This is a genomic window from Pseudomonas sp. Pseusp18 (assembly GCF_059506005.1).
Window position 1 is genome coordinate 1,922,697 of record NZ_CP169240.1, and the last position, 21,695, is coordinate 1,944,391.

Genomic DNA, 21,695 nt, shown 5'->3' on the forward strand with positions numbered 1-21,695 from the left:
AAAAACAGGTCGATGCCGGGGCTCACTTCTTCGGCCCCAGGCGTTTGAGCAGGGTGTCGAGGGTCGCCTGGTTCATGCCTTTGGCCAGCGGGAAGTCTGACGGCATCAGCGTTCCGGCTTGCGGGTCGAGGCAATGCCCGACCAGCGCTTGCAGATGCTCCAGCAGGCGGCCGGGCAAGCGGCTGTCGGCGCTCGGCGTGACGCTGTGCCACTCGACACGCAGTACGCCGCCTTCCAGCCAGGCCACCACTTCGCGGCCATGGGTGACCCGGTTGGCCAGCGCCACTTCCGGCGGAGGGGTCAGGCTGCTGGCGCGCAACCATCCGCCGGTCGATTGCTCATGCCCGAGGTAGTTGAACAGCACATCGCCACGGCCCGGCGGCAACTCGCCGCGCTGGCGCAGCAGACCGTGGCCAAGGCCCTGGCCCGGTACGGCGCGCAAGGCTTCCTTGGCGTTGCGCACCCGATCGCCGGGGGCTCCGCTGGAATTCACGCGTAGCGGGTACAGGGTGGTGAACCAGCCGACGGTGCGGCTGACATCCAGGCCTTCGAACGGCGCATCGCGACCGTGGCGTTCCAGGTCCACCACGATCTCGGCGCGGCTTTCGGCTTCTGCCAGCGTGGCGGCGAGGGCGGTGATCAACAGTTCTTCCGGTTGTGTGCGGTAAGCGGCATGGGACTCGGTCAGCCATTGGTGGGTGCGGGTGGCATCCCAGCGGGCTGACAGCGTTTGCCGTTCGGCGAGCGTGGCCACCGGCCTGGCGCTCGCGACTGTCTGGGTGCTCCAGTAGCGGTGTTCGTTGCTGACCGTGCCGGCATGGGCGTGCAGGTGTTCGGCCCACTGACGATAGGACGTGGTTTTCGCCGGCAGGCTCGGGTTCTCGCCACGTTCCAGCCCTTGATACAGCTGCTGGAAATCTTCCAGCAACGGCGTCCACGACACCGCGTCAATCACCAGGTGATGCGCGACCAGATACAGACGTTGCGGTTCGCCTTCCAGCAACGCAGCGGCGAACAGCGGGCCGTGTTGCAGGTCCAGGCTTTGCGCGACGTGTGCCAGTTGCTCCGGATGGTCGCAGCAGGTCAATTGCACAGGCTCGGCCTGCGCAAAGTGCGCTTGCCATTGCCCATCAACCTCGGTGAAACGCAGACGCAAGGCGTCGTGGTGGGCGACCAGCCGATCCAGCACGGCCTGAATGATAGCCGGCTGCAGACGACGGTCGCTGTCGGCCAGCACCGACTGGTTCCAGTACGCTGCTTGCGGTTGTTGTTGGTCGAAGAACCACTGATGCAACGGCATCAATGGCATTACGCCGGTGATTTCCCCTTGTTCGGCCAATGTCAGCAATGGGCTGGCCACCTGAGCCAGTGCTGCCGGAGTCGGCGAGCGGAACAGGTCTTTTGGCGTGAGCGAGTAGCCCTGTTCGCGCAATCGGGAGATCAGCTTCAAACCGAGAATCGAATCGCCGCCCAACGCGAAGAAACTGTCCGAGGTGCCGACTTCGCGGCCACCGGTCAAAGTCTCGCCGAGCAGTTCGCCGAACAACTGGCAGAGCAGGGTTTCCAGGTCGTTGCGCGGCGCGGCGTAGTCTTCCTGGGTTTGCGGCAATGGCAGGGCGGTCAAGGCCTTGCGGTCGATCTTGCCATTGCTGGTCAGCGGCAAGGTCGGCACTTCGACCCACACCGCCGGTACCATGTACGCCGGCAGCTGGTTTTTGAGTTGGGCGGCGAGCAGGGTTTCGAGTCCCGCTTGCGCTGCACTGCTGCTATAGAACGCGACCAACCGGTTGTCGATCACCAGGGTGCAGGCACCGGTGATTGCAGGTTGATTCAGCAGCGCGGCATCGATTTCCCCCAGTTCGATCCGCTGCCCGCGCAGTTTCACCTGGTGGTCAAGACGCCCCAGGTACTCGATGTTGCCATCGGCGAGGAAGCGGCAACGGTCGCCGGTGCGGTACAGGCGATCACCGTCGATGAACGGGCTGGCGAGGAAACGTTCCTGCGTCAGGTCCGGTCGTTTCAGGTAACCGCGCGCCACGCCGACACCGCCGATGTACAGCTCGCCGATACTGCCGATTGGCAGCGGCTGCATGGCTTCGTCGAGGATGTACAAGCGCAGGTTGGCGATCGGTTTGCCGATCGGCACGATCGCGTCGTTCACCGAACAACGCCACACCGAGACGTCGATCGCCGCTTCGGTCGGGCCGTACAGGTTGACCAGGGCGGCCGGGTGTTGACTCATGAAACGCCGCACCAGATCCACCGGCAGCGCTTCACCGCTGGCGAACACCTGACGCAGGCTGTGGCAGTCGGCCAGGCTCGGTTCTTCGACAAAGGCGCGCAGCATCGACGGCACGAAGTGCAGGGTGGTGACCTGTTGCTGCTGGATCAACTGGCTGAGATAGGCCGGGTCGCGATGGCCGTCCGGACGCGCCACCACCAATGTGGCGCCGGTGATCAGCGGCCAGAAGAACTCCCACACCGACACGTCGAAGCTGTACGGGGTTTTTTGCAGCACACGATCATTCGGGCCAATCGGGAAGGCGTCCTGCATCCAGTACAGACGGTTCATCAAGGCGCCGTGTTCGTTCATCACGCCTTTCGGTTGGCCGGTGGAGCCGGAGGTGTAGAGCACGTAGGCCAGATCGCTGGCACTGACGCTGATCGGTTCACCGATTTCAACTTGCGGCAGGGCGTCGAGGGTCCAGGCGGTGTGCCCGACCGGCAGACGCGCCAGCCACTGCGCTTGGGTCAAGGTGACCCGGGCGTCGGCGTCCTCGATGAGGAAGGCCAGGCGCGCGGCAGGCAGTTCCGGGTCCAGCGGCAGCCACGCGGCGCCGGAATGCACGATGCCGAGCAAGGCCACCACCATCTCCACGGAACGTTCCATGCACACCGGCACGATGGCGCCGCTGCCGATACCGGCAGCGCGCAAGGCCCGGGCGACGGTTTTCGCGCGTTGATCCAGTTCGGCGTAGGTCAGGCGCTGGCCTTCGAACACCAGCGCCGGGGCATTCGGACTGAGCGCGGCTTGTTGGCTCAGGGCGGTATGCAGGTTGGTCGGGCCGCTGTAGTGACGTTCGGTGGCGTTCCACAGGTCCAGTTGCTGTTGGTCCTGTTGTTGCGGGAACAACTCGACCAGCGCTAGCTCCGGCGTGGCCACCAGTGCATCCAGCAGCGCGCACCATTGCGCGCTCCAGCGCTGCATCGTCGACTCGTCAAACAGCGCCGATTGGTATTCCAGCGCGAGGGTCATGTCGCTGCCGTCGTCCTGGACTTCCCAGCTCTGTTCGAACTTGGCGTCGATTACCGGCAGCGTCTGCTCTTCGATGTTCAGCCCCGGCCATTGGCTGCTGTCCATGCGGCCGTGGTTGAGGGAGAACATCACCTGGAACAGCGGTGTGCGATTCAGGTCGCGGCGCTGGGCAATGGCGCCGACCAGCGTTGCAAACGGCAGGTCGGCATGGGCCTGGGCCGCGCGCAGATCAGCTTCAAGGCTGGCCAGTAATTGCTCGGCCGGGGCCTGTTGATCGACTTCGCTGCGGATCACCAGCGTGTTCACCAGGCAGGCCAACAGCGCTTGAGATTGCGGCTGGTCGCGTTGGTCCGCCGGGGTGCCGAGGCGAATGTCCCGCTGACCGCTGTAACGCGCAAGCAATGCACTCAGGGCACTGGCCAGCACCACATACGTGGTGGTGCCACGTTGACGGGCGAACTGGCGGATCGCTTCAGCCCGCTGGGCACCGAGGCGCACGGTCAGTTGCCGGGCACGAGGATCCGCTTCGGCGGCGCGTGGATGGTCGATGGGCAGATCGAGTTGGTAGTCGTCTTGGCCGAGGTGATTTTTCCAGTAATCCAGACTGTCAGCGCGTCGGGCTTGAGTGTCCGGGTGCTGTTGCCACAGGGCGAAATCGACATAGTCGACGTCCAGCGCCTTCCAGGCGGGTGACTGCCCCTTCAGACCGGCGCTGTAGGCCTGGGCCAGTTCGTCGATCAACAATTGCATCGCCCAGCCGTCGGTGGCGCTGTGGTGCAGGCAAACCAGCAACAGGCTTTCGTCGCTGCCCTGACGTTGCAGCAGATGCGCACGCCAAGGTGCGGCGGTGGCCAGATTGAACGGTGTCATCAGCTCGGTCCGGGCACTGGCGCAAGACGCTGTCCAGTCCTGAGCGGCGACCGAAGTAACCGCGAGCACCGGGCCATGATCGTCGATCAGCAACTGCGGCTCGCCCTGGACTTCGACAATGCGGCTGCGCAGCACCAGATGGCGCTGGCTGACCTGCTCGAAGGCCTCACGCAAGGCCAGGACCTGAAGGTCGCCACGCAAGGTCAGAGCGAACGGCATGTGGTACTCGCGTGAATCCGGTACCAGACGGCTGAGCATCCAGAACCGTTGCTGAGCCAGGCCCAGCGGTAATTGTGCCGGACGCGGTTGCGCGGTGATCAGCTCGCCCGGCATCGCCGCGCGCAGATGACCGGCCAATGCCGCCACCGTCGGTTGGGCGAACACCAGTGCCAGCGGCAGGGTGGCGCCCAGGCGCTCACGGACCCGAGCGACCAGGCGGGTGGCCAGCAAGGAGTGGCCGCCGAGATGGAAGAAGTGATCGTCGATTCCTACCGAGGAACATTCCAGCACTTCGCTGAACAACTCACAGAGCACTGTTTCAGTGGCATTGCGCGGCGCCACATGAGGTTGGCCTTCGCCGGCATCTGGCAATGCAGTGGCGGCAAGCGCCTTGCGGTCGAGCTTGCCGTTGCTGTTGAGTGGCAGGCTGGCGAGTTGCACAAAAAGGCTTGGCAGCATGTGCGAGGGCAGGTCGTCGCTCAATGCGTTTCGTACTGCGGATTCATCGGCGTCACCGCACCAGAAACTCACCAGACGCTGATCGAGCAACAAGGTGGTCGCATCGCGAACGCCCGGTTGCGCGAGCAATTGAGCGTCGATTTCTCCCAGTTCGATCCGCTGGCCACGCAGTTTCACCTGATGGTCAAGACGCCCCAGGTACTCGATGTTGCCATCGGCGAGGAAGCGGCAACGGTCGCCGGTGCGGTACAGGCGATCACCGTCGATGAACGGGCTGGCGAGGAAACGTTCCTCGGTCAGGTCCGGACGTTTCAGGTAACCACGCGCAACGCCGACCCCGCCGATGTACAACTCGCCGATGCTGCCGATCGGCAGCGGTTGTTGAGCTTCGTCGAGGATGTACAGGCGCAGGTTGGCGATCGGTTTGCCGATCGGCACGATCGCGTCGTTCACCGAACAACGCCATACCGAGACGTCGATCGCCGCTTCGGTCGGGCCGTAGAGGTTGACCAGGGCGGCCGGGTGTTGGCTCATGAAACGCCGCACCAGATCCACCGGCAGCGCCTCGCCGCTGGCGAACACCTGACGCAGGCTGCGGCAGTCGGCCAGGCTCGGTTCTTCGACAAAGGCGCGCAGCATCGACGGCACGAAGTGCAGGGTGGTGACCTGTTGCTGCTGGATCAACTGGCTGAGATAGGCCGGGTCGCGATGGCCGTCCGGACGCGCCACCACCAATGTGGCGCCGGTGATCAGAGGCCAGAAGAACTCCCACACCGACACGTCGAAGCTGTACGGGGTTTTTTGCAGCACACGATCATTCGGGCCAATCGGGAAGGCGTCCTGCATCCAGTACAGACGGTTCATCAAGGCGCCGTGTTCGTTCATCACGCCTTTCGGTTGGCCGGTGGAGCCGGAGGTGTAGAGCACGTAGGCCAAATCATTGGCGCGGACGCTGATCGGCTCGAACGCTGGCGCTTGCGGCAGGGTGTCGAGGGTCCAGGCGGTGTGCCCGGCCGGCAGACGCGCCAGCCACTGCGGCTGAGTCAGGGTGACCCGGGCGTCGGCGTCCTCGATGAGGAAGGCCAGGCGCGCGGCAGGCAGTTCCGGGTCCAGCGGTAACCACGCGGCGCCGGCATGCACGATGCCGAGCAAGGCCACCACCATCTCCACGGAACGTTCCATGCACACCGGCACGATGGCGCCGCTGCCGATACCGGCAGCGCGCAAGGCCCGGGCGACGGTTTGCGCGCGTTGATCCAGTTCGGCGTAGGTCAGGCGCTGGCCTTCGAACACCAGCGCCGGGGCATTCGGGCTCAGCGCGGCCTGTTGGCTCAGGGCGGTGTGCAGGTTGGTCGGGCCGCTGTAGTCGCGTTCGGTGGCGTTCCACTCGACCAGTTGCTGTTGACGCTCAGACGCCGCCAACGGTGACCAGTCGCCGAGGCGGGTCTGTGGTGCGTCGAGCATGGCTTCGAGCAGTTGTTGCCATTGCGCCAGCCAACGCTTGGCCGTGGTTTCACTGAACAGCGCGGCGCGGTATTCCAGCAACACCGACAACACCTCGCCGTCATGCACTTCCCAGTTCAGGTCGTACTTGGTGGCCTGAGCGGTCACTGCCCGTTCACGCACCTGCAATTGCGGCCAGTGGCTGGCCGACGAATCGGCGTTCTGCATCACGAACAACACCTGGAACAGCGGCGTCTGGCCGAGGTTGCGTTCCGGTGCCAGGTGTTCAACGACCTGATCGAACGGCACGTCCTGGTGCTGCTGGGCATCCAGCACGCGGTTGCGCACCTGGCTCAACAAGCCTTCGAAGTCCAGCGCCGGATCGAGGTCGGCACGCATTACCAGGGTATTGACGAAGCAACCGATCAGCGGCTGCAGCTCGGCCAGCGGACGCTGGGCCACCGGGCTGCCGAAACGCACGTCGCGCTGGTTGGCATAGCGCCCCAGCAACAACTGCGCCGCGCTGAGCATCAGCATGTACAGGGTGGCGCCGCGTTGCTGGGCGAACTGACGCAAGCGTCCCGCCAGTTCTGGTGGCAGTTGCAGTTGCACCGCGCCGGCGCCCGGTTCGAGCAGGCTTGGGCGACCCTGCTCGGTGGGCAGGTCCAACAGGTAATTACCGTCTCCCAGTTGGGCGCGCCAGTATTCGAGTTGGCTGCGGAACACAGTTTGTTGACCGGGCTCGCGCTGCCAGAGTGCGTAATCCGGGTATTGCAGGGCCAGCTCCGGCAATGCAGCGACGGTGCCTTGGCATTGAGCGGTGTAGAACTGTGCCAGTTCATCCAGCAGGGTCTGGCTGGAGGCATCGTCAGTGGCGCAGTGGTGCACGGTCAGCAACAGCAACGCCTGGGCGAAACCGTTGCGTTGAATCAGCGTGGCGCGGATCGGCACTTGGCTGGCGAGGTCGAAACGGTGTCCGGTTTCGGCGTGGATGGCATCAAAGGTCAGCTGTTGCCAGATGTCGTCGGTGGTCGCGTTCAGTGCTGCCACGGGCAAGGTGATGTTGACCTGTGGCTCGATGACCAATGCCAACTCGCCGTCGCCATCGCGCACGATGCGGCTGCGCAGGATTTCGTGGCGTTGAACCACGCTGTTCAGTGCGGACTGCAAGGCCAGCGTGTTGAGTTCACCGTCGAACTGCACGGCGCTGACCACGTTGTATTCACCACCGCCAACACTCAGTTGTTCAAGGAACCACAAGCGTTGCTGTTCAAACGACAACGGCAGGCGCGCCGGGCGTGCCGTCGGGACGAAGGTCGCCGCCGGGGTATGCAGGGGATCGCCGAGCAATGCGGCCAGGGCGTCGAGGGTTGGGTGTTCGAACACCGCGCGCAGCGGCGGAACCGTGGCGAACTGTTGGCGCAGTCGGGCAAACAGCACAGCCGCCAGCAACGAATGACCACCAAGGTAGAAGAAGTGACTGTCGCGACCGATCTGCGTCAGCGGCACGTTCAGCAGCTCGGACCACAGGGCGGCGAGTTGTTGTTCGGCGATGGTCCGCGGCGGGTCCTGGGCGTCCGGTTCAGCCTGGATGTCCGGCGCGGGCAACGCCTTGCGGTTGAGTTTGCCGTTGTCGGTCAGCGGCAACTCATCGAGCAGCACAAATGCCGACGGCACCATGTAGTCGGGCAGGGCGGCGCCGATGGTTTTGCGCCAAGCGTTGATATCGGCCTGCTGGTCGCAGGTGACGTAGGCCACCAGGCGCTTGTCGCCGGGCACGTCTTCACGGGCCAGCACCACCGCCTGACGCACACCCGGCTGGGCGCCGATCAAGGCTTCGATTTCCCCCAGTTCGACACGGAAACCACGGATTTTTACCTGATGATCCATGCGCCCCAGGTATTCGAGCTGGCCGTCGGGCAGCCAGCGCACCAGGTCGCCGGACTTGTACATCCGCGCACCGGCCAGCGGCGAGAACGGATCGTCGATGAATACCTTGGCGGTCTGTTCGGCGCGGTTGAGGTAACCCTGGGTCACGCCGGCACCGCCGATGTGCAGTTCCCCTGGAACGCCGACCGGCATCGGATTGAGAAAAGCATCGAGCACGTAAGTGCGCACGTTGGCGATCGGCCGCCCGATGATCGGGCGCTGCGGGAAGTCGTCGACCGCACACCCTGTAGCGTCCACGGTGCATTCGGTCGGGCCGTAAGTGTTGAAGAAACGGCTGCCGGCAATCGACGGCAGTCGCTGCCAGAGTTGCGCGTCCACCGCATCGCCGCCGAACAGGATGAAGCGCGGCAGGTACACCTCGCCACGACGCACGCCGTCACTTTCGAGCAGGGCTTTGAGCTGCGCCGGGGTGCACTCGAAGGCTTCCAGACGGGTTTCGCGGAAGAACTGCGCCAGGGCGTCGGGGTCGTAGCGCACGTCTTCCGGGGTCAGGTACAAGCTGTGGCCGTCGAGCAGCAGGATGAGTTCGGCCACCGAACTGTCGAAGGCAAACGAGTAGTTGAAACTGCTGCGCATCGGCTGATCGGCGTAGCGCCGATACAGGCCATGGATCCGCGCCCAGGCCAGGTTGACCACCGAGCCGTTGGTGACCAGGGTGCCCTTGGGCTTACCGGTCGAGCCGGAGGTGTACATGATGTAGGCGAGGTCGTCGGGACCGGCGAGTGGCGTGAGGTTGCAGTCCGGTTGATCGGCGAACAGGGCGGCGTCGCTGTCCAGGCGCAGGCGCGGCAGTTCGGCGCCCAACTGCTCCAGCAAGCCCTGCTGGCCGAGGAACAGCGCCGGTTGCGAATCTTCAAGCATGTACGCCAGACGATCCACCGGGTAGGTCGGGTCCAGCGGCACATAGGCACCGCCGGACTTGAGAATGCCCAGCAGGCCGATCAACAACTCCAGCGAGCGCTCGACGCACAGCGCCACCGGGCGATTGGCGATCACGCCGCGGCTGCGCAGGTAATGCGCCACCTGGTTGGCCCGACGGTTCAGTTCGCCGTAGCTCAGGCTGCGGCCTTCGAAGCACAACGCATCGCGATCCGGGGTGCGCTCGGCCTGCTGTTCAAACAACTGGGCGAAGGTCAGGTGCTGCGGCACGTCCATCTCGGTGCGGTTCCACTCGACCACGGTGCGCTGCCATTCCGCCGCCATCAGCAGCGGCAGGGCGGCTACCGGGCGTTGCGGTTCGGCGAGCATTTGCTCGAGCAAGTGCTCCAGGCGGGCGAGGGTCTGACGGGCGCTGTCGGCGACGAACAGGTCCAGCGCGAACATCAGCTCCAGTTGAATCGGCGCGTTGGCCGGGCACAGCACATGCAAATCCAGATCGCATTCGGAGTGCTTGAGCGGCGTGTCCAGGGCTTCAAACTCCAGCCCCGGGAAGCGCAGCCGCGATTCCATGGCCAATTGCTGCGCGACCATCACTTGATACAGCGGCGCATGACTGAGGCTGCGCGGCAGTTGCAGGCTGTCCACCAGTTGCTCGAATGGCAGGTCCTGATGCAGCAGGCCATCGCGCAGTCGTTTGGCCACCTGGCTCACCAGGGCAGTGAAATCCGCTTGCTGATCGAAGTCAGCGCGGATCGCCAGGTTGTTCAGCAGAATGCCGAGCAGGCCTTCGGTGCCCGGTTGTTCACGGTGGGTGACCGGGGTGCCGATCAGCACCGTGGCGTCGCCGCTCAAACGGTGCATCAGCACGGCGAACCCGGCGAACAACACGGTGAACGGTGTGGTGCCCAGGCGGCTGGCGAAGGCTTGCACACGGGCACTGAGGTCGGCGCTGAGTTCACGCTGCACGATCCCGGCGCGGTAGGTTTGCATCGAGGGCCGCGGATGGTCGGTGGGCAGCGCCAGCAGCGGACTGCCTTCGCTGTCGCGACGATCCAGCGTGGTGGTCCAATAGTCGAGTTGGCGCTTGAGTTCGGCGCCTTGCAGGTGTTCGCGTTGCCACAGGGCGAAGTCGGCGTATTGCACCGGCAGGGCCGGCAGTTCGGCGGCGGCGCCGTTGCAACGGGCTTCATACCCCAGGGCCAGTTCCCGCAGGGCAATGGTCGCAGACCAGGCGTCCGAGACCAGGTGATGCAAGGCGATGCCCAGTACGTGTTCACCCGGTGCCAGGCGCAGCAGGCGCGCACGCAGCAACGGCGGCTGGGTCAGGTCGAACGGCTGCTCGAAGGTTTCTTGCAGGGCGTTGAATTGTGCACCGGCGCGAGCGGTGGCGCCGAGGTCCGACAGGTCTTCGAATGGCAGTTCGATGTTCAGCGAATCGCTGATGTGCTGGCAGGGCACGCCGTCGGTGCTGCGGATGCCAGTGCGCAGGATTTCATGGCGCACCAGCAGGTCGTTCAGGCTGGCGTGCAAGGCTTCGACGTTGAGTTCACCTTTGAGGTGCAGGGCGAACGGGATGTTGAACAACGTCGTGCCCGGCGTCAGTTGTTCGATGAACCACAGGCGCTGTTGCGAGAACGACAGTGGCAGCAGCGCCGGTCGCGCCTGGGCTTTCGGCGCGCTGATCGTGGCGGCCTGCGGTGCGGCGGCGTCGGCCTGGCGAGCGGCGATGGCCACGGCCAGCAGCGCCACCGTTGGTTGTTCGAACAGCACCCGCAACGGCAGGTCGAGTTTGAAATGCGTGCGCAGGCGCGCAACGATCTGGGTGGCCAGCAGCGAGTGCCCGCCAAGGGTGAAGAAGTTGTCTTCCACCCCTACAGTGTCGCGACCCAGCACCTCGGCCCAGATGGTCGCCACGGCGGTTTCCAGCTCGTTGCGCGGCGCGATGCTTTGCTGGGTGTCGGCCTGCCAGTTCAGTTCCTGGGCGGCCAGGGTCTTGCGATCGACCTTGCCGTTGTTGTTCAGCGGCAAGCGCTCCAGGCACACGAAGGCAGCCGGCACCATGTACGGCGGCAATTGCGCGCGCAGGTGTTCGTTGAGTCCGTCGCTGCCCAGTGTGTCGTCATGGGCCGACCAGTACGCCACCAGCCAGGCTTCGCCCACGCTGTTTTGCCGCAGCAGTACGGCGGCTTCGCGCACGTTCGGGTGCTGCGCCAGACGGTGTTCGATTTCGGTCAGTTCGATCCGGTGTCCGCGCAATTTCACCTGCTGGTCGCGGCGGCCGAGGTATTCGATCACGCCATCGTCACGCCAGCGTCCGAGGTCACCGGTGCGGTACACGCGACCTTCAAGCTGCGGGTGGTCGATGAACGCGTCAGCGGTGCGCTGCGGATCGTGCAGGTAGCCACGACCGACGCCGACGCCACCGACACAGATTTCCCCGGCAACGCCAACCGGCACTGGCCGCAGGGATTCGTCCAGCACGTACAAGCGGTTGTTGGCGGTGGGCTGGCCGATCGGCATGTGGCTGACGTTGGCGTGCGGCGCTTCGAAGATTGGCTGGAAGGCCACGTCGTCGGCGCATTCGGCCGGACCATAGGCGTTCATCAAGGCGATGTCGGGGAAGCGCGCAAACCAGTCCCGCGCCACGGTTGGCGGCAGGGCTTCACCGGTGGGCAGCACCCATCGCAGGCCTGGTAATTGCAGGTCGCACGGGCACAGCGCGAGCAGCGTGCGCATCAGGCTCGGGACAATTTCCAGCACGCTCAGACAGTCGCTGGCGATCACTTGCAGCAGGCGTTGCGGGTCGTGCGCGACTTCGTCCGGCAGGATCTGCACCGTGGCGCCGAGTACCGGCGCGGCGAGGAATTGCCACACAGAAATGTCGAACGCCACCGAAGCGGTTTGTGGAATCCGGTCTTCGGCGTTCAGCCCCAGGGCCGGCACTTTGCCGAAAATGTTATTGAGCATGCCCCGTTGTTCGATCATCACGCCTTTGGGCGTACCGGTCGAACCCGAGGTGAACAGCACGTAGGCAAGGCTGTCCGGGCCGCCGAGCAGCGGCAGCGGCGAATCGTTGCCGGATGTCCAGCAGGCTTCGGCGAACAGCGCTTTGGGCGCCTGATCGAGGCCGCTGAGCAACTGATCGAGCAGGCTACTGCAGTCTTCGCTGGCCACCAGCAACGGTGCACGGGACAGGCTGAGGATTTCCCGCAGGCGTTCGGGCGGATGATTGACTTCAAGGGGCAGCATCGCCGCGCCAGCCTTGAACACGGCAATCATCATGGTCAACAACGCCAGACCCCGGGGCGCAACCAGCGCGACCAATTGATCTTTATCGATACCGGCGTCGCGCAAGACGTGCGCCAGGCGAGTGGCTCGCTGATCCAGTTCGGCGTAGGTCAGGGACTCACCGTCGCAGATCGCCGCAATCTGCTCGCCACGTTGGGCGACCTGCGCGGCGAACAGTTCGGCGTAGCTTTGATCCAGTGGGAAGTCGTGCGGGTTGACCGCCCACTCGCCCAACAGTTGCTGGCGCTCATCAACGGCCAGCAGTTCGAAACTGCCCAGCGGTGCGTCCGGCGCGGCGAGCATCCCGCGCACCAGGCTGGCGATGTGGCCGAGCAAGCGTTGCACGGTCGGCGCCTCGAAACGTTCGCGGTCATAGGACACCCGAATGCCCAGTTGCTCGCCGGGCAGGATCACCACGGTCAAGCCGTAATGGGTGTGCACGCTGTGATCCATGCCTTCGAGGCTGAACTGGAAGCCGCCTTCCAGGATCTGTTCGTCGATCGGGGCGTTTTCGAACACCAGGATGCTGTCGAACAGGGTTTCGCCCCGTGGGAAGTCACTCCAGCCCTGAATGTCGGTCAAGGGTGTGTGCTCAAAGTCGCGCATGTCGACGTTCAGCCCTTGCAGGGCACTGAGCCAATTGCCCAACGACGCTTGGGGATCCACCGACACTCGCAGCGGCAAGGTGTTGATGAACAGGCCGATCATCTCCGCCACGCCGGTCAGTTCTGCCGGTCGACCGGCCACGGTGACGCCGAACAGTACGTCCCGTTGACCGCTGTAGCGCGACAGCAGCAACGACCAGACACCCTGGAAAAACGTGTTTGGCGTGATCCTGCGGCTACGACAGAACGCCGCCAGCGCCTGGGTTTCCTGCTCCGTCAGGTGAATCAGTTGATCGTCCACCAGCACCGCGTCGGTGTAGCGGTCGCGGGCCACGCCGTTGTCCACGGTCAGCGGCGTAGGGGCATTGAGCCCTTGCAACTGGCCGCGCCAGAACTGCTCGGCCTTGCCCGCGTCCTGGCGTTGCAGCCACTGAATGTAATCGCGGAACGGGCGCGGGCTCTTGAGCTCCGGCTTGCGGTCGTTGCACAGCGCTTCATAGACTTTGAGGAAGTCCACGGTCACCAGTGAAATGCACCAGGCATCCATCAGGATGTGGTGAAAGCTGCGAATGAACTCATAGGACTCGTCGGCCAGCCGCACCAGCCGGAAGCGAATCAACGGCGGCTTCGACAGGTTGAAACCGACTTTCTGTTCATCCTCCAACAGCGTGCGGATCCGCACTTCTTGCTCATGCGGGGTGAGCCCGCGCAGGTCAAGGGTGTCCAGCGGCACTTTGACTTCGCGATGGATCACCTGCACCGGTTGCTTCTGGGTTTTCCATTGAAAACTGGCACGCAGGGAAGGGTGCAGCGCCACCACCTGGCGCCAGGACTCAAGGAACGCCACTTCATCGATGGCACCGCCGATGCGGTAGCGATCCTGCATCAGGTACACACCGGAGTCTTCGTGCAGCAGGGAGTGGAACAGCATCCCCTGCTGCAGCGGCGACAGCGGGTAGATGTCTTCGATCGGATTGCGGGTGGTTTTTTCGGTGGTCATTGAAAGCGTCCTGCAAAAAATGGGGCAACGGTGAGGGCGTGGTGGCGAGGGAAACCGGTCACAGGTCGGCCTCGTTCAGTTCGGCCATCAGCGCTTGCATTTCGTCGTCGGACAGTCCCGAGGCGCTGAACTCGGCGCTGTCGGCTTGCGGCTCTACAGTGCCTGCGGCCAGCGGTTGCGCGACCTCGGCCATGCCCGCGATGGTCTGGCGTTCGAAGACATGCTTGGCCGAGAGCGCAATACCTTGCTCGTGGGCCTGCGCCACCACTTGCAAGCTCAGGATCGAGTCGCCGCCAATGGCGAAAAAGTTCTCGGTGACGCTGACGGTCGAGAGCTTCAAGACCTTGGCCACGATCGCTTGCAGGGTGGTTTCCATCGCGTTGCGCGGTGCCACATGGGCGCCTTCGTCGAACTGGTCCGGGTCGGGCAGCTGACGGGTATCGAGTTTGCCGTTAGGGGTACGCGGGAAGGTCGCCAGGGTCAGCACCCGGGCCGGCACCATGTATGACGGCAGGCGTTCGCCGAGGAAGCGCTTGATCGCTTCCGAGTCTGGCGCGTAGCCGTGAGCGGCCAGGATATAGGCCAGCAGACGCTTGCCGGCGGCGTGTTCTTGCACAATCACCGCGGCTTCGCGCACGTCACTGTGGCTGCACAGTTGACGTTCGATTTCGCCGAGCTCGATGCGGTAGCCGCGCAACTTGACCTGATGGTCCTTGCGGCCGAGGAACGCCAGGCGCCCGTCCGCCAGCCAGCAGGCCAGGTCGCCCGTGCGGTAGGCGCGGGTGCCATCGGCCAGGGTGACGAAGGCTTTGGCGGTTTCTTCGGTTTTGTTGCGGTAACCGCGGGCCAGGGTCGGGCCGGCGAGGACGATTTCCCCCGGTTCGCCGATGCCGCTGGCAAGGCCGTGTTCGTTCAGCACGCGCAGGTCCATGCCGGCGATTGGGCGGCCAATGGTCAACGCCCGGCTTGGGTCCAGCACTTCATAGGTGGCCCAGACCGTGGCTTCGGTGGGGCCGTATTCATTGACCAGTCGAGCTTGCGGCAAGGTCTTGCTGTGCTGTGCGATCAACGACGGCGGGCACGCCTCGCCGGCGACGATCCAGCACTCTAGGCTGTCAGCACCACCGGTGCGCTGTAATTGATCGAGCAACGCCTGATACAACGAGGGCAGCGACAGACCGTGGCTGACCCGATGCTGGGCAATCAACCGCGCCAGACGGGACATCTCCAGCTCTTCGCCGGTGGCCGGTAGCACCAGACGCCCGCCCTGGGCCAGGGTCCAGAAAATCCCCGCGACCGAGCTGTCGAAGGCAAACGATGACAGCAGCAGGTAGGCGCGCACCGGCGCCTCATAAGCGGCCATGCGCACCTGGGTCGAGAAACTCAGTGCACCGTGGCTGATTTCCACGGCTTTCGGCGCGCCAGTGGAGCCAGAGGTGTAGATCAGATACGCAAGGTCGTCTGCGTCGGGCAACGGCAGTGGCGGCAAGTCGCTGGTTTTTTCAATTGTCAGACCGTCAAGCACGAAGCATTGCAGGCTGGCAGGCACGCTGTCGGCCAGTTCGGCGCTGACCACGATGTGCGCGATGGCGCTGTCGGCGAGCATGTAGGCGCGGCGATCCGCCGGGTAGGTCGGATCAACCGGCACATAAGCGCCACCGGCCTTCAACACCGCGAGCATGGCGACGATGGCGGCGTTGCTGCGGGCGAACAGAATGCCTACGGGCACCCCCGGACCAATTCCGGCCGCCACGAGTTGATGGGCCAGATGGGTCGCGCAGGCGTCGAGGCGGGCGTAGCTCAGGTCGCTGTCCTTGTCGCTGAGGGCGATGGCGTTCGGCTGTTGCTGAACCTGACGGGCAATCAGCTCGACCAGGGTCACCGGTTCGATCAATGGCAGGTCGGGTCGGGCATCGAGCATGTTGGCTTGAAGCGGCCCGCTCAACGGCAGTTGCGCCCAGGCTTGCCGCAGGTCGGCCAGTGTGCCCAGCAGCAGTTGCAGCCATTGCTCGGCGAGGCAGGTCGCCGCTTCACTGCTCAACGTATGGCGGTCGTAAACCATGTGGGCCTGCAAGCTGCCAGGCAACTGGCGCACGTTCAGGCAGGCTTTCACCGGGTTCATCACCGCGCCGGCATAACGTTCCTGGGCATCGCCCGAACGCCAGGCAAAGGCGTAACCGCCGTTGAGATCCTGGGTGTAATAGTCCTGCCAGCCAACCGTCCGTTCGATCATGGCGGCGACGTGTGTGCTTTGCTCCAGCAGGGTCGTGCGGGCATCCAGTTCGATGCGCACCGGCAGGCACTGTTCGAACAGCCCCAGGGCATTTTCCAGTTCCGGGCCACGGCTTTCGTGGATCAAGGTGATCGGCACTTGCTGTTGGCCGGCCAGGCGTCCGAGTACCACGACCCACGCCGTCAACATCAGGTTCGAAGTCAGGGCCGGGTGGCGGGCGAGGTCGGCCGGTAATGCCAGATCCACCCGCGCTGGTGCAAACCCGTTGCTGGTGGTCGATTCAAGCGATAGTTGCAACGTCGGCTGCTCGCTCTCAGCCAAAGGTCTCCAGAAGTTCACGCCCGGATGGTCCGGCTCATCTTCTGTCAGGCTCCAGCGCCACTCGGCGTAGTCGGCGTATTGCAGTGCTTCGGACAGGTCCGGGGTGACGCCTTGCAGCAGCGCGCCGGCCAGCAGTTTCAGGCTGGCGAGGTCGAAGTGGCTGCTGGCGGCGGCCAGGTCCAGCACCGAGTGTTCATCCGACAGGCGCACCAAGGTCACGGACAGTGGGTTCGTCCAGTCACGGGGCTGCGCGGCGAGGTTGGCCAGTGCGGCGTCCTGATCGGCGAGGCTGTGCTGACGCAAGTCCTGCACCGTCATGGGCAGGGTGCAGGTTTCGTGGATCACCTGTACCGGGTGACGCAAACCCGGCACCGGCATCAGGCGTGTGCGCAGGATTTCACTGTCGGCCAGCAGCGCCAGTAGACGACTGTTCAGCGCCTCAACGTCCACCGATCGGGACAATGACCATTGCAAATGGCAACTGAACGGGTGTTCAGCCGCGCCGTTGAGGTGCGGGTACACCGATGCCTGTTGCGGCGAAATACGAAAACCTTGGAGTCCGTTCATGTTCAACTCGACTAAAAATTGGGCGTGAATCTGGGCCATGGCGCAGGCGCCGAGGCTCGCTGACCGAGTGTCAGTCAAGCCTCTTGCGAACAGCGGTTGCGCCCGTTGAAGGTCAGACGGCGACGTCGCTCGACAGCAGGGCTTCGGCCATGCCGGTCATGATTGCGCGCTTGCCGGTGAAGGGTTCGCGCCCGTGAACCGCGAGCATGTTGTCGATGAACAACACGTCGCCCTGCTGCCAGCTGAACCGCACCAGCGAGTCGAGGTAGGCCGCGCGTAGCGACTCCAGTACCTGCGGCTCGATCGGTTCGCCGTCGCCGTAAAAGGTGTTGGTGGGCAGGTCGAGGTCGTTGAAGTTGCTTTGCAGCGAATCGCGGATCGCCGGGGGCAGGGTGCTGATGTGGAAGAAGGTCGCATGGTTGAACCAGACTTCTTCGCCGGTACGCGGGTGGCGCACCACGGCCGGCCCGCGCTGGCGGGTGCGCAGGCGGTTGTTGTCTTTCCATTCCACTTCGATGCCGACACTGGCGCAGTAGGCTTCCACTTCGCTGCGGTCTTCGGACTGGAACACGGTCTGCCACGGCAGTCCGAAACCATCGCCGTAGTTGCGCACGTACAGCACGCCTTTTTCACGGAACCGTGCTTCGATTTCGGGGCTGATGCCGGCCTTCACCGCGCGGGTCGAACCGATCGGTGTTTCGCCACCGGTCTCGGATGGAATGTGGCAGTAGAAGAACAGTCGCAGTGGAAAGCGCGGCGAATAGGAATGTTCGTTGTGCGGGAAAATCATCTGATCGGCTGGGTAGTCGGTCGAGGTGTAGATGTTGCCGCCGACCCGGGTGCGGGGCGAGGCGCGGAACATGTATTCCAGTGCACCGGGGGAGAGCGCGGCGATGACCTGGTCGAATTGCTCCACGGACAGCACCGAGAACCCGCGAAACAGCAGGGCGCCGTATTGCAGCAGTTTCTGCTCCAGGGATTCGCGTTCCCTGGCCGCCCAGGCGACCAGGTCGACGCCGCTGACCGCCGGCTCGATCACCAGTGGCAAGGCGTGGTCCGGGCTGAGCAGGCGCTCGCTGACCAGTTGCTGTTCCGAGACGTTCATGGCTTTGCGGCGCACGGCGCCGAGGGCGCGAGACGATGGGGGCACGATAGACATAAAGGCATCCAACTCGGTTAAAGGGTCAATGAGCGACGTTTGGTTTGCATCATCTGGCTGCGACCGGCCAGCGCCTGGGCCTGTTGGCGTTCACGCTGGAAGGTCTGGTCCCAGGCGGCGAGCCGTTCGGCCAGTGCCGGCAGCGGTTCGTCCAGCAGGTTTTGGGTCTCGTCCAGCAGGCGCGTCCACAGGTGTTGCAGGCGCAGGGCGCGGTCCTGATCGAAATATTCGCCGCGGTACTTGAGGGTGGCGTCGATGCCTTCGGCGCCGTGCACCAGATCGAGCACCAGATGGAAATCTCCCGGCGCCTGCGCCACGTCCAGCGCAGTCATGCGCGCGCCGGCGATGGCGGTCGGTGTGACCCGGGTCGGTTGATAGTTGAGCTTGACCTGGAACAGCGGTGAGTGACCGGGACGGCGTTCCGGCGCCAGCGCCGACACCACCAGATCGAACGGCAGGCCCTGATGGGCGTAGGCCAGTCGTGCTTCGTCACGAACCCGTTCGAGAAAGCCGGCCAGGGGCGGTTCGCCGTGCAGGTCACAGCGCAGGGTCAGCTGATTGACGAAAAAACCGATGACGTCGTTGTGTTCTGCCAACGGCCGGCCACTGACATCGGTGCCCAGCAGAAACTGTTGCTGCCCGCCGAGTTGCTTGAGCACCAGTTGATAGCTGGCCAGTAGCAGCATGAACAGGGTCATGCCTTGCTCGCGGGCCACGGTTGCAAGGTGTTCGCAAGTGGTTTGCGGCACCGTGAAGTTCAGGCTGTGCTCGCCCGGGGTCTGCCCGCTGCCACCCAGTTCGAGGGTTTGCGGCATGCTTGCCAGATGCTCTCGCCAGAAGCCTTGTTCGGCGGCGATCCGCTGTTCGCTCCAGTGATCGGCTTCGCATTGGGCGAAATCCAGGTACTGCACCGGCGGTTTGGCGTCGGTGGCGCCTGCCAGCTCCGCCAGCAACACTTGCGCCGAGCGCCCGTCGAAAGCGATGTGGTGCAGGGTCAGCAGCAGGTCATGCTGCTGGTCATTGCGGCTGAGCAGTTGCGCGCGCAGCAGCGGTCCGGTTTCGAGTTCGACCGGTGTGGCGTGTTCGTTGGCCAGGCTGTCGCTGAGTGCTTGTTGCTGCTGCGACTCGCTCTGATCACGCAGGTCATGCCAGGTCAGCGGTACGTCCGTGGCCGGCAAAACCTGTTGCCGAGGGCCATCGATACTGTCGCGATACACCGTGCGCAATACGCTGTGGCGCATGACCAGATTGTTCAGCCGCAGCGCCAGGGTTTCAATGTCCAGTGGGCCTTGCAGGCTCAGGTGCAACACCAGGTTGTGCCGCGTGTCGTCCGGGTTCAATTGGCGCAAGAACCACAGGCGATTTTGCGCAAATGATTGACGACTTTGGCTGACGCTTGTGCGTTCGGTGGATGCGCTGGTTTTCGGCGATGGCTCGCTCAAGAACACCTGCAAGGCCAGCGCCCATTCAGCCAGCGTTTGTTCACCAAACAGACGTTGGGTGTCGAGGCTCCAGCCCAGATCCTTGTGCAGGCGAGCGGCGAAGTCGGCCACGCTGATGGAGTCCAGGCCCAGGCCGATCAGGCTGAGTTCGAAGTCTGCCACGAGATACGGATTGACCTCGCGCAGGGTTTGCTCAAGCCATTGGCGGCAAGCGGTTTGCGCGAGTTGCGGCGCATTGCTTACGCGGTGCTTCAGTTGAATGAGGTCAATGGTTTCGCTGTTCGGCGCGATCTGCCCACCGCTCTGGGCAATGATGCTTAACGTCCCCGCGGCCAGTTGCTTGCGCGCGCCTTGACGGGCGATCTTGCCGCTGGTGGTCATCGGGATGGTGCCGGCTTCCACCAGCACAATCTGATCGATGCCGCAGTCGGCGGCTTCGCGCACGGCGTTTTGCATCGACGCAAACAGCGTCGGGTGATGCGCCGGGTCGACGAATTTGCGTTGCGGCTCGGCGACGATCACCAGTTTCTCGCGACCCAGTGCCGGGTCCATTTCCGAGAACGCGGCAATGCGCCCGGTGCGAATGCCCGGCTCGGCATCGGTAATGGCGAATTCGATGTCGTGAGGGTACAGATTGCGCCCGTTGAGAATCAGCAGATCCTTGAGCCGTCCGCAGATCACCACCTGGCCATAGTGCATGAAACCCAGGTCGCCGGAGCGCAGGTAGTTGTCGGCTTCGCCGACAATCCGTGCCTCAAAGGCTTCGCGACTGGCCTCGGGGTTTTTCCAATAGGCTTCGGCGTTGCTCGGGCCCCTCAGCCAGACTTCGCCGATGCGATCGGCGGCGCAGCGTTCATGGCTCTGCGGGTCGACGATGGCGATGCTGTGCAAGGCTTGCGGATAGCCGCAGGCGACGAACTCCACGGCGGCGTCATCGGTTGTAGCCAGGGCCACACGCCCGGTTTCCAGTACGGCCTTGTCCAGGCTCAGCACCAGTGGCAGCGCGTCGGCCGGCGTGGCGCTGACACACAGCGTCGCTTCGGCCTGGCCATAACCGGGGCTGATCGCCAAAGGATTGAGGCCACAAGCGGCGAAGCGTCTGGCGAAAGCGTCGAGAGTGCCGGGGTGGATCGGTTCGGCGCCGTTGATTGCGTGTTGCCAGGCGCTCAAGTCGAGTTGCGCGATCAGGTTGTCGCTGACCACCCGGTTGCACAGGGCATAGGCGAAGTTGGGGGCAAAACTGGCGGTGGCGCGATAACGACTCAACGCCTGCAGCCAGGTCGATGGCGCATTGACGAAGGTCTGCGAAGCCATCAGGTAGCAGGGCATGCCGCTGTAAAGCGGGGCCAGCATGCCGCCGATCAACCCCATGTCATGGTACAGCGGCAGCCAGTTGACCATGGCGCCATGCTCATTGAAACCGTAGGCCTGACGCATCAGTTCGACGTTGGCAATCAGGTTGCGCTGACGCACTTCCACGCCTTTTGGCGTGCCGGTGGAGCCCGAGGTGTATTGCAGGAAGGCCACGGTCGCACCGTCGACATCCGGACGTTGCCACTCACTGGCCAGCGGTGTGCCGAGGTCCTGGACCGTCAACACATCGGCCCGGTCTTGCACCAGTTCCAGCAAGCCCTGGCAATGATCCGCCGGTGCGAGGATCAGTGCCGGTTCGGCATCCACCACCACATTGCGCACGCGGTCGAGGTGGCGCGGCTTGCGTGACGGCGGTGAAAACAACGGCACGGCGATCAGGCCGGCATATAGACAGGCACAAAACGCACGGGCGTAGTCGAGGCTGCTGGGCAGCATCAACAACACGCGATCGCCGGGCGCGTAGCGCGATTGCAGGGCGGCCGCCAGGGAGCGGGACTGCTCGTGCAACTGGGCAAAGGTCAGGGTTTCGCCGATCTCGACGCCGTCCGGCAAAAAGTGCAGGGCAGCACGCTGCGGGAAGTGCAGCGCGTTGGCCTCCAGCACTTCGATCCAGTGATTGAATGAAAACAT

4 protein-coding genes are annotated in these 21,695 nt (G+C 64.1%); all 4 read right to left on the minus strand.

What is annotated here, in order from left to right; genetic code table 11:
• Positions 1-22 precede the first annotated feature (22 nt).
• On the minus strand, positions 23-13,969 hold the full coding sequence (locus ACEN9A_RS08535) for a non-ribosomal peptide synthase/polyketide synthase (protein ID WP_258672976.1): 13,947 nt from the start codon (positions 13,967-13,969) through the stop codon (positions 23-25).
• 58 nt (positions 13,970-14,027) lie between these two features.
• Complete coding sequence (locus ACEN9A_RS08540; protein ID WP_258672977.1) at positions 14,028-17,090, minus strand: non-ribosomal peptide synthetase; 3,063 nt, start codon at positions 17,088-17,090, stop codon at positions 14,028-14,030.
• A gap of 112 nt (positions 17,091-17,202) precedes the next feature.
• Positions 17,203-18,249 carry a TauD/TfdA family dioxygenase gene (locus ACEN9A_RS08545; protein ID WP_019649560.1) on the minus strand — a complete coding sequence of 349 codons (1,047 nt, stop codon included), beginning with the start codon at positions 18,247-18,249 and terminating at the stop codon, positions 17,203-17,205.
• 17 nt (positions 18,250-18,266) lie between these two features.
• A complete protein-coding gene (locus ACEN9A_RS08550) occupies positions 18,267-21,695 on the minus strand; it encodes a condensation domain-containing protein (RefSeq protein ID WP_258672979.1) in 3,429 nt (1,142 codons plus the stop codon).

What these genes read in the sequence shown, in the direction of transcription:
- ACEN9A_RS08535 (WP_258672976.1), bottom strand. Translation starts at nt 13,969, where the DNA reads ATGACCACCGAAAAAACCACCCGCAATCCGATCGAAGACATCTACCCG.
- ACEN9A_RS08540 (WP_258672977.1), bottom strand. Translation starts at nt 17,090, where the DNA reads ATGAACGGACTCCAAGGTTTTCGTATTTCGCCGCAACAGGCATCGGTG.
- ACEN9A_RS08545 (WP_019649560.1), bottom strand. Translation starts at nt 18,249, where the DNA reads ATGTCTATCGTGCCCCCATCGTCTCGCGCCCTCGGCGCCGTGCGCCGC.
- ACEN9A_RS08550 (WP_258672979.1), bottom strand. Translation starts at nt 21,695, where the DNA reads ATGTTTTCATTCAATCACTGGATCGAAGTGCTGGAGGCCAACGCGCTG.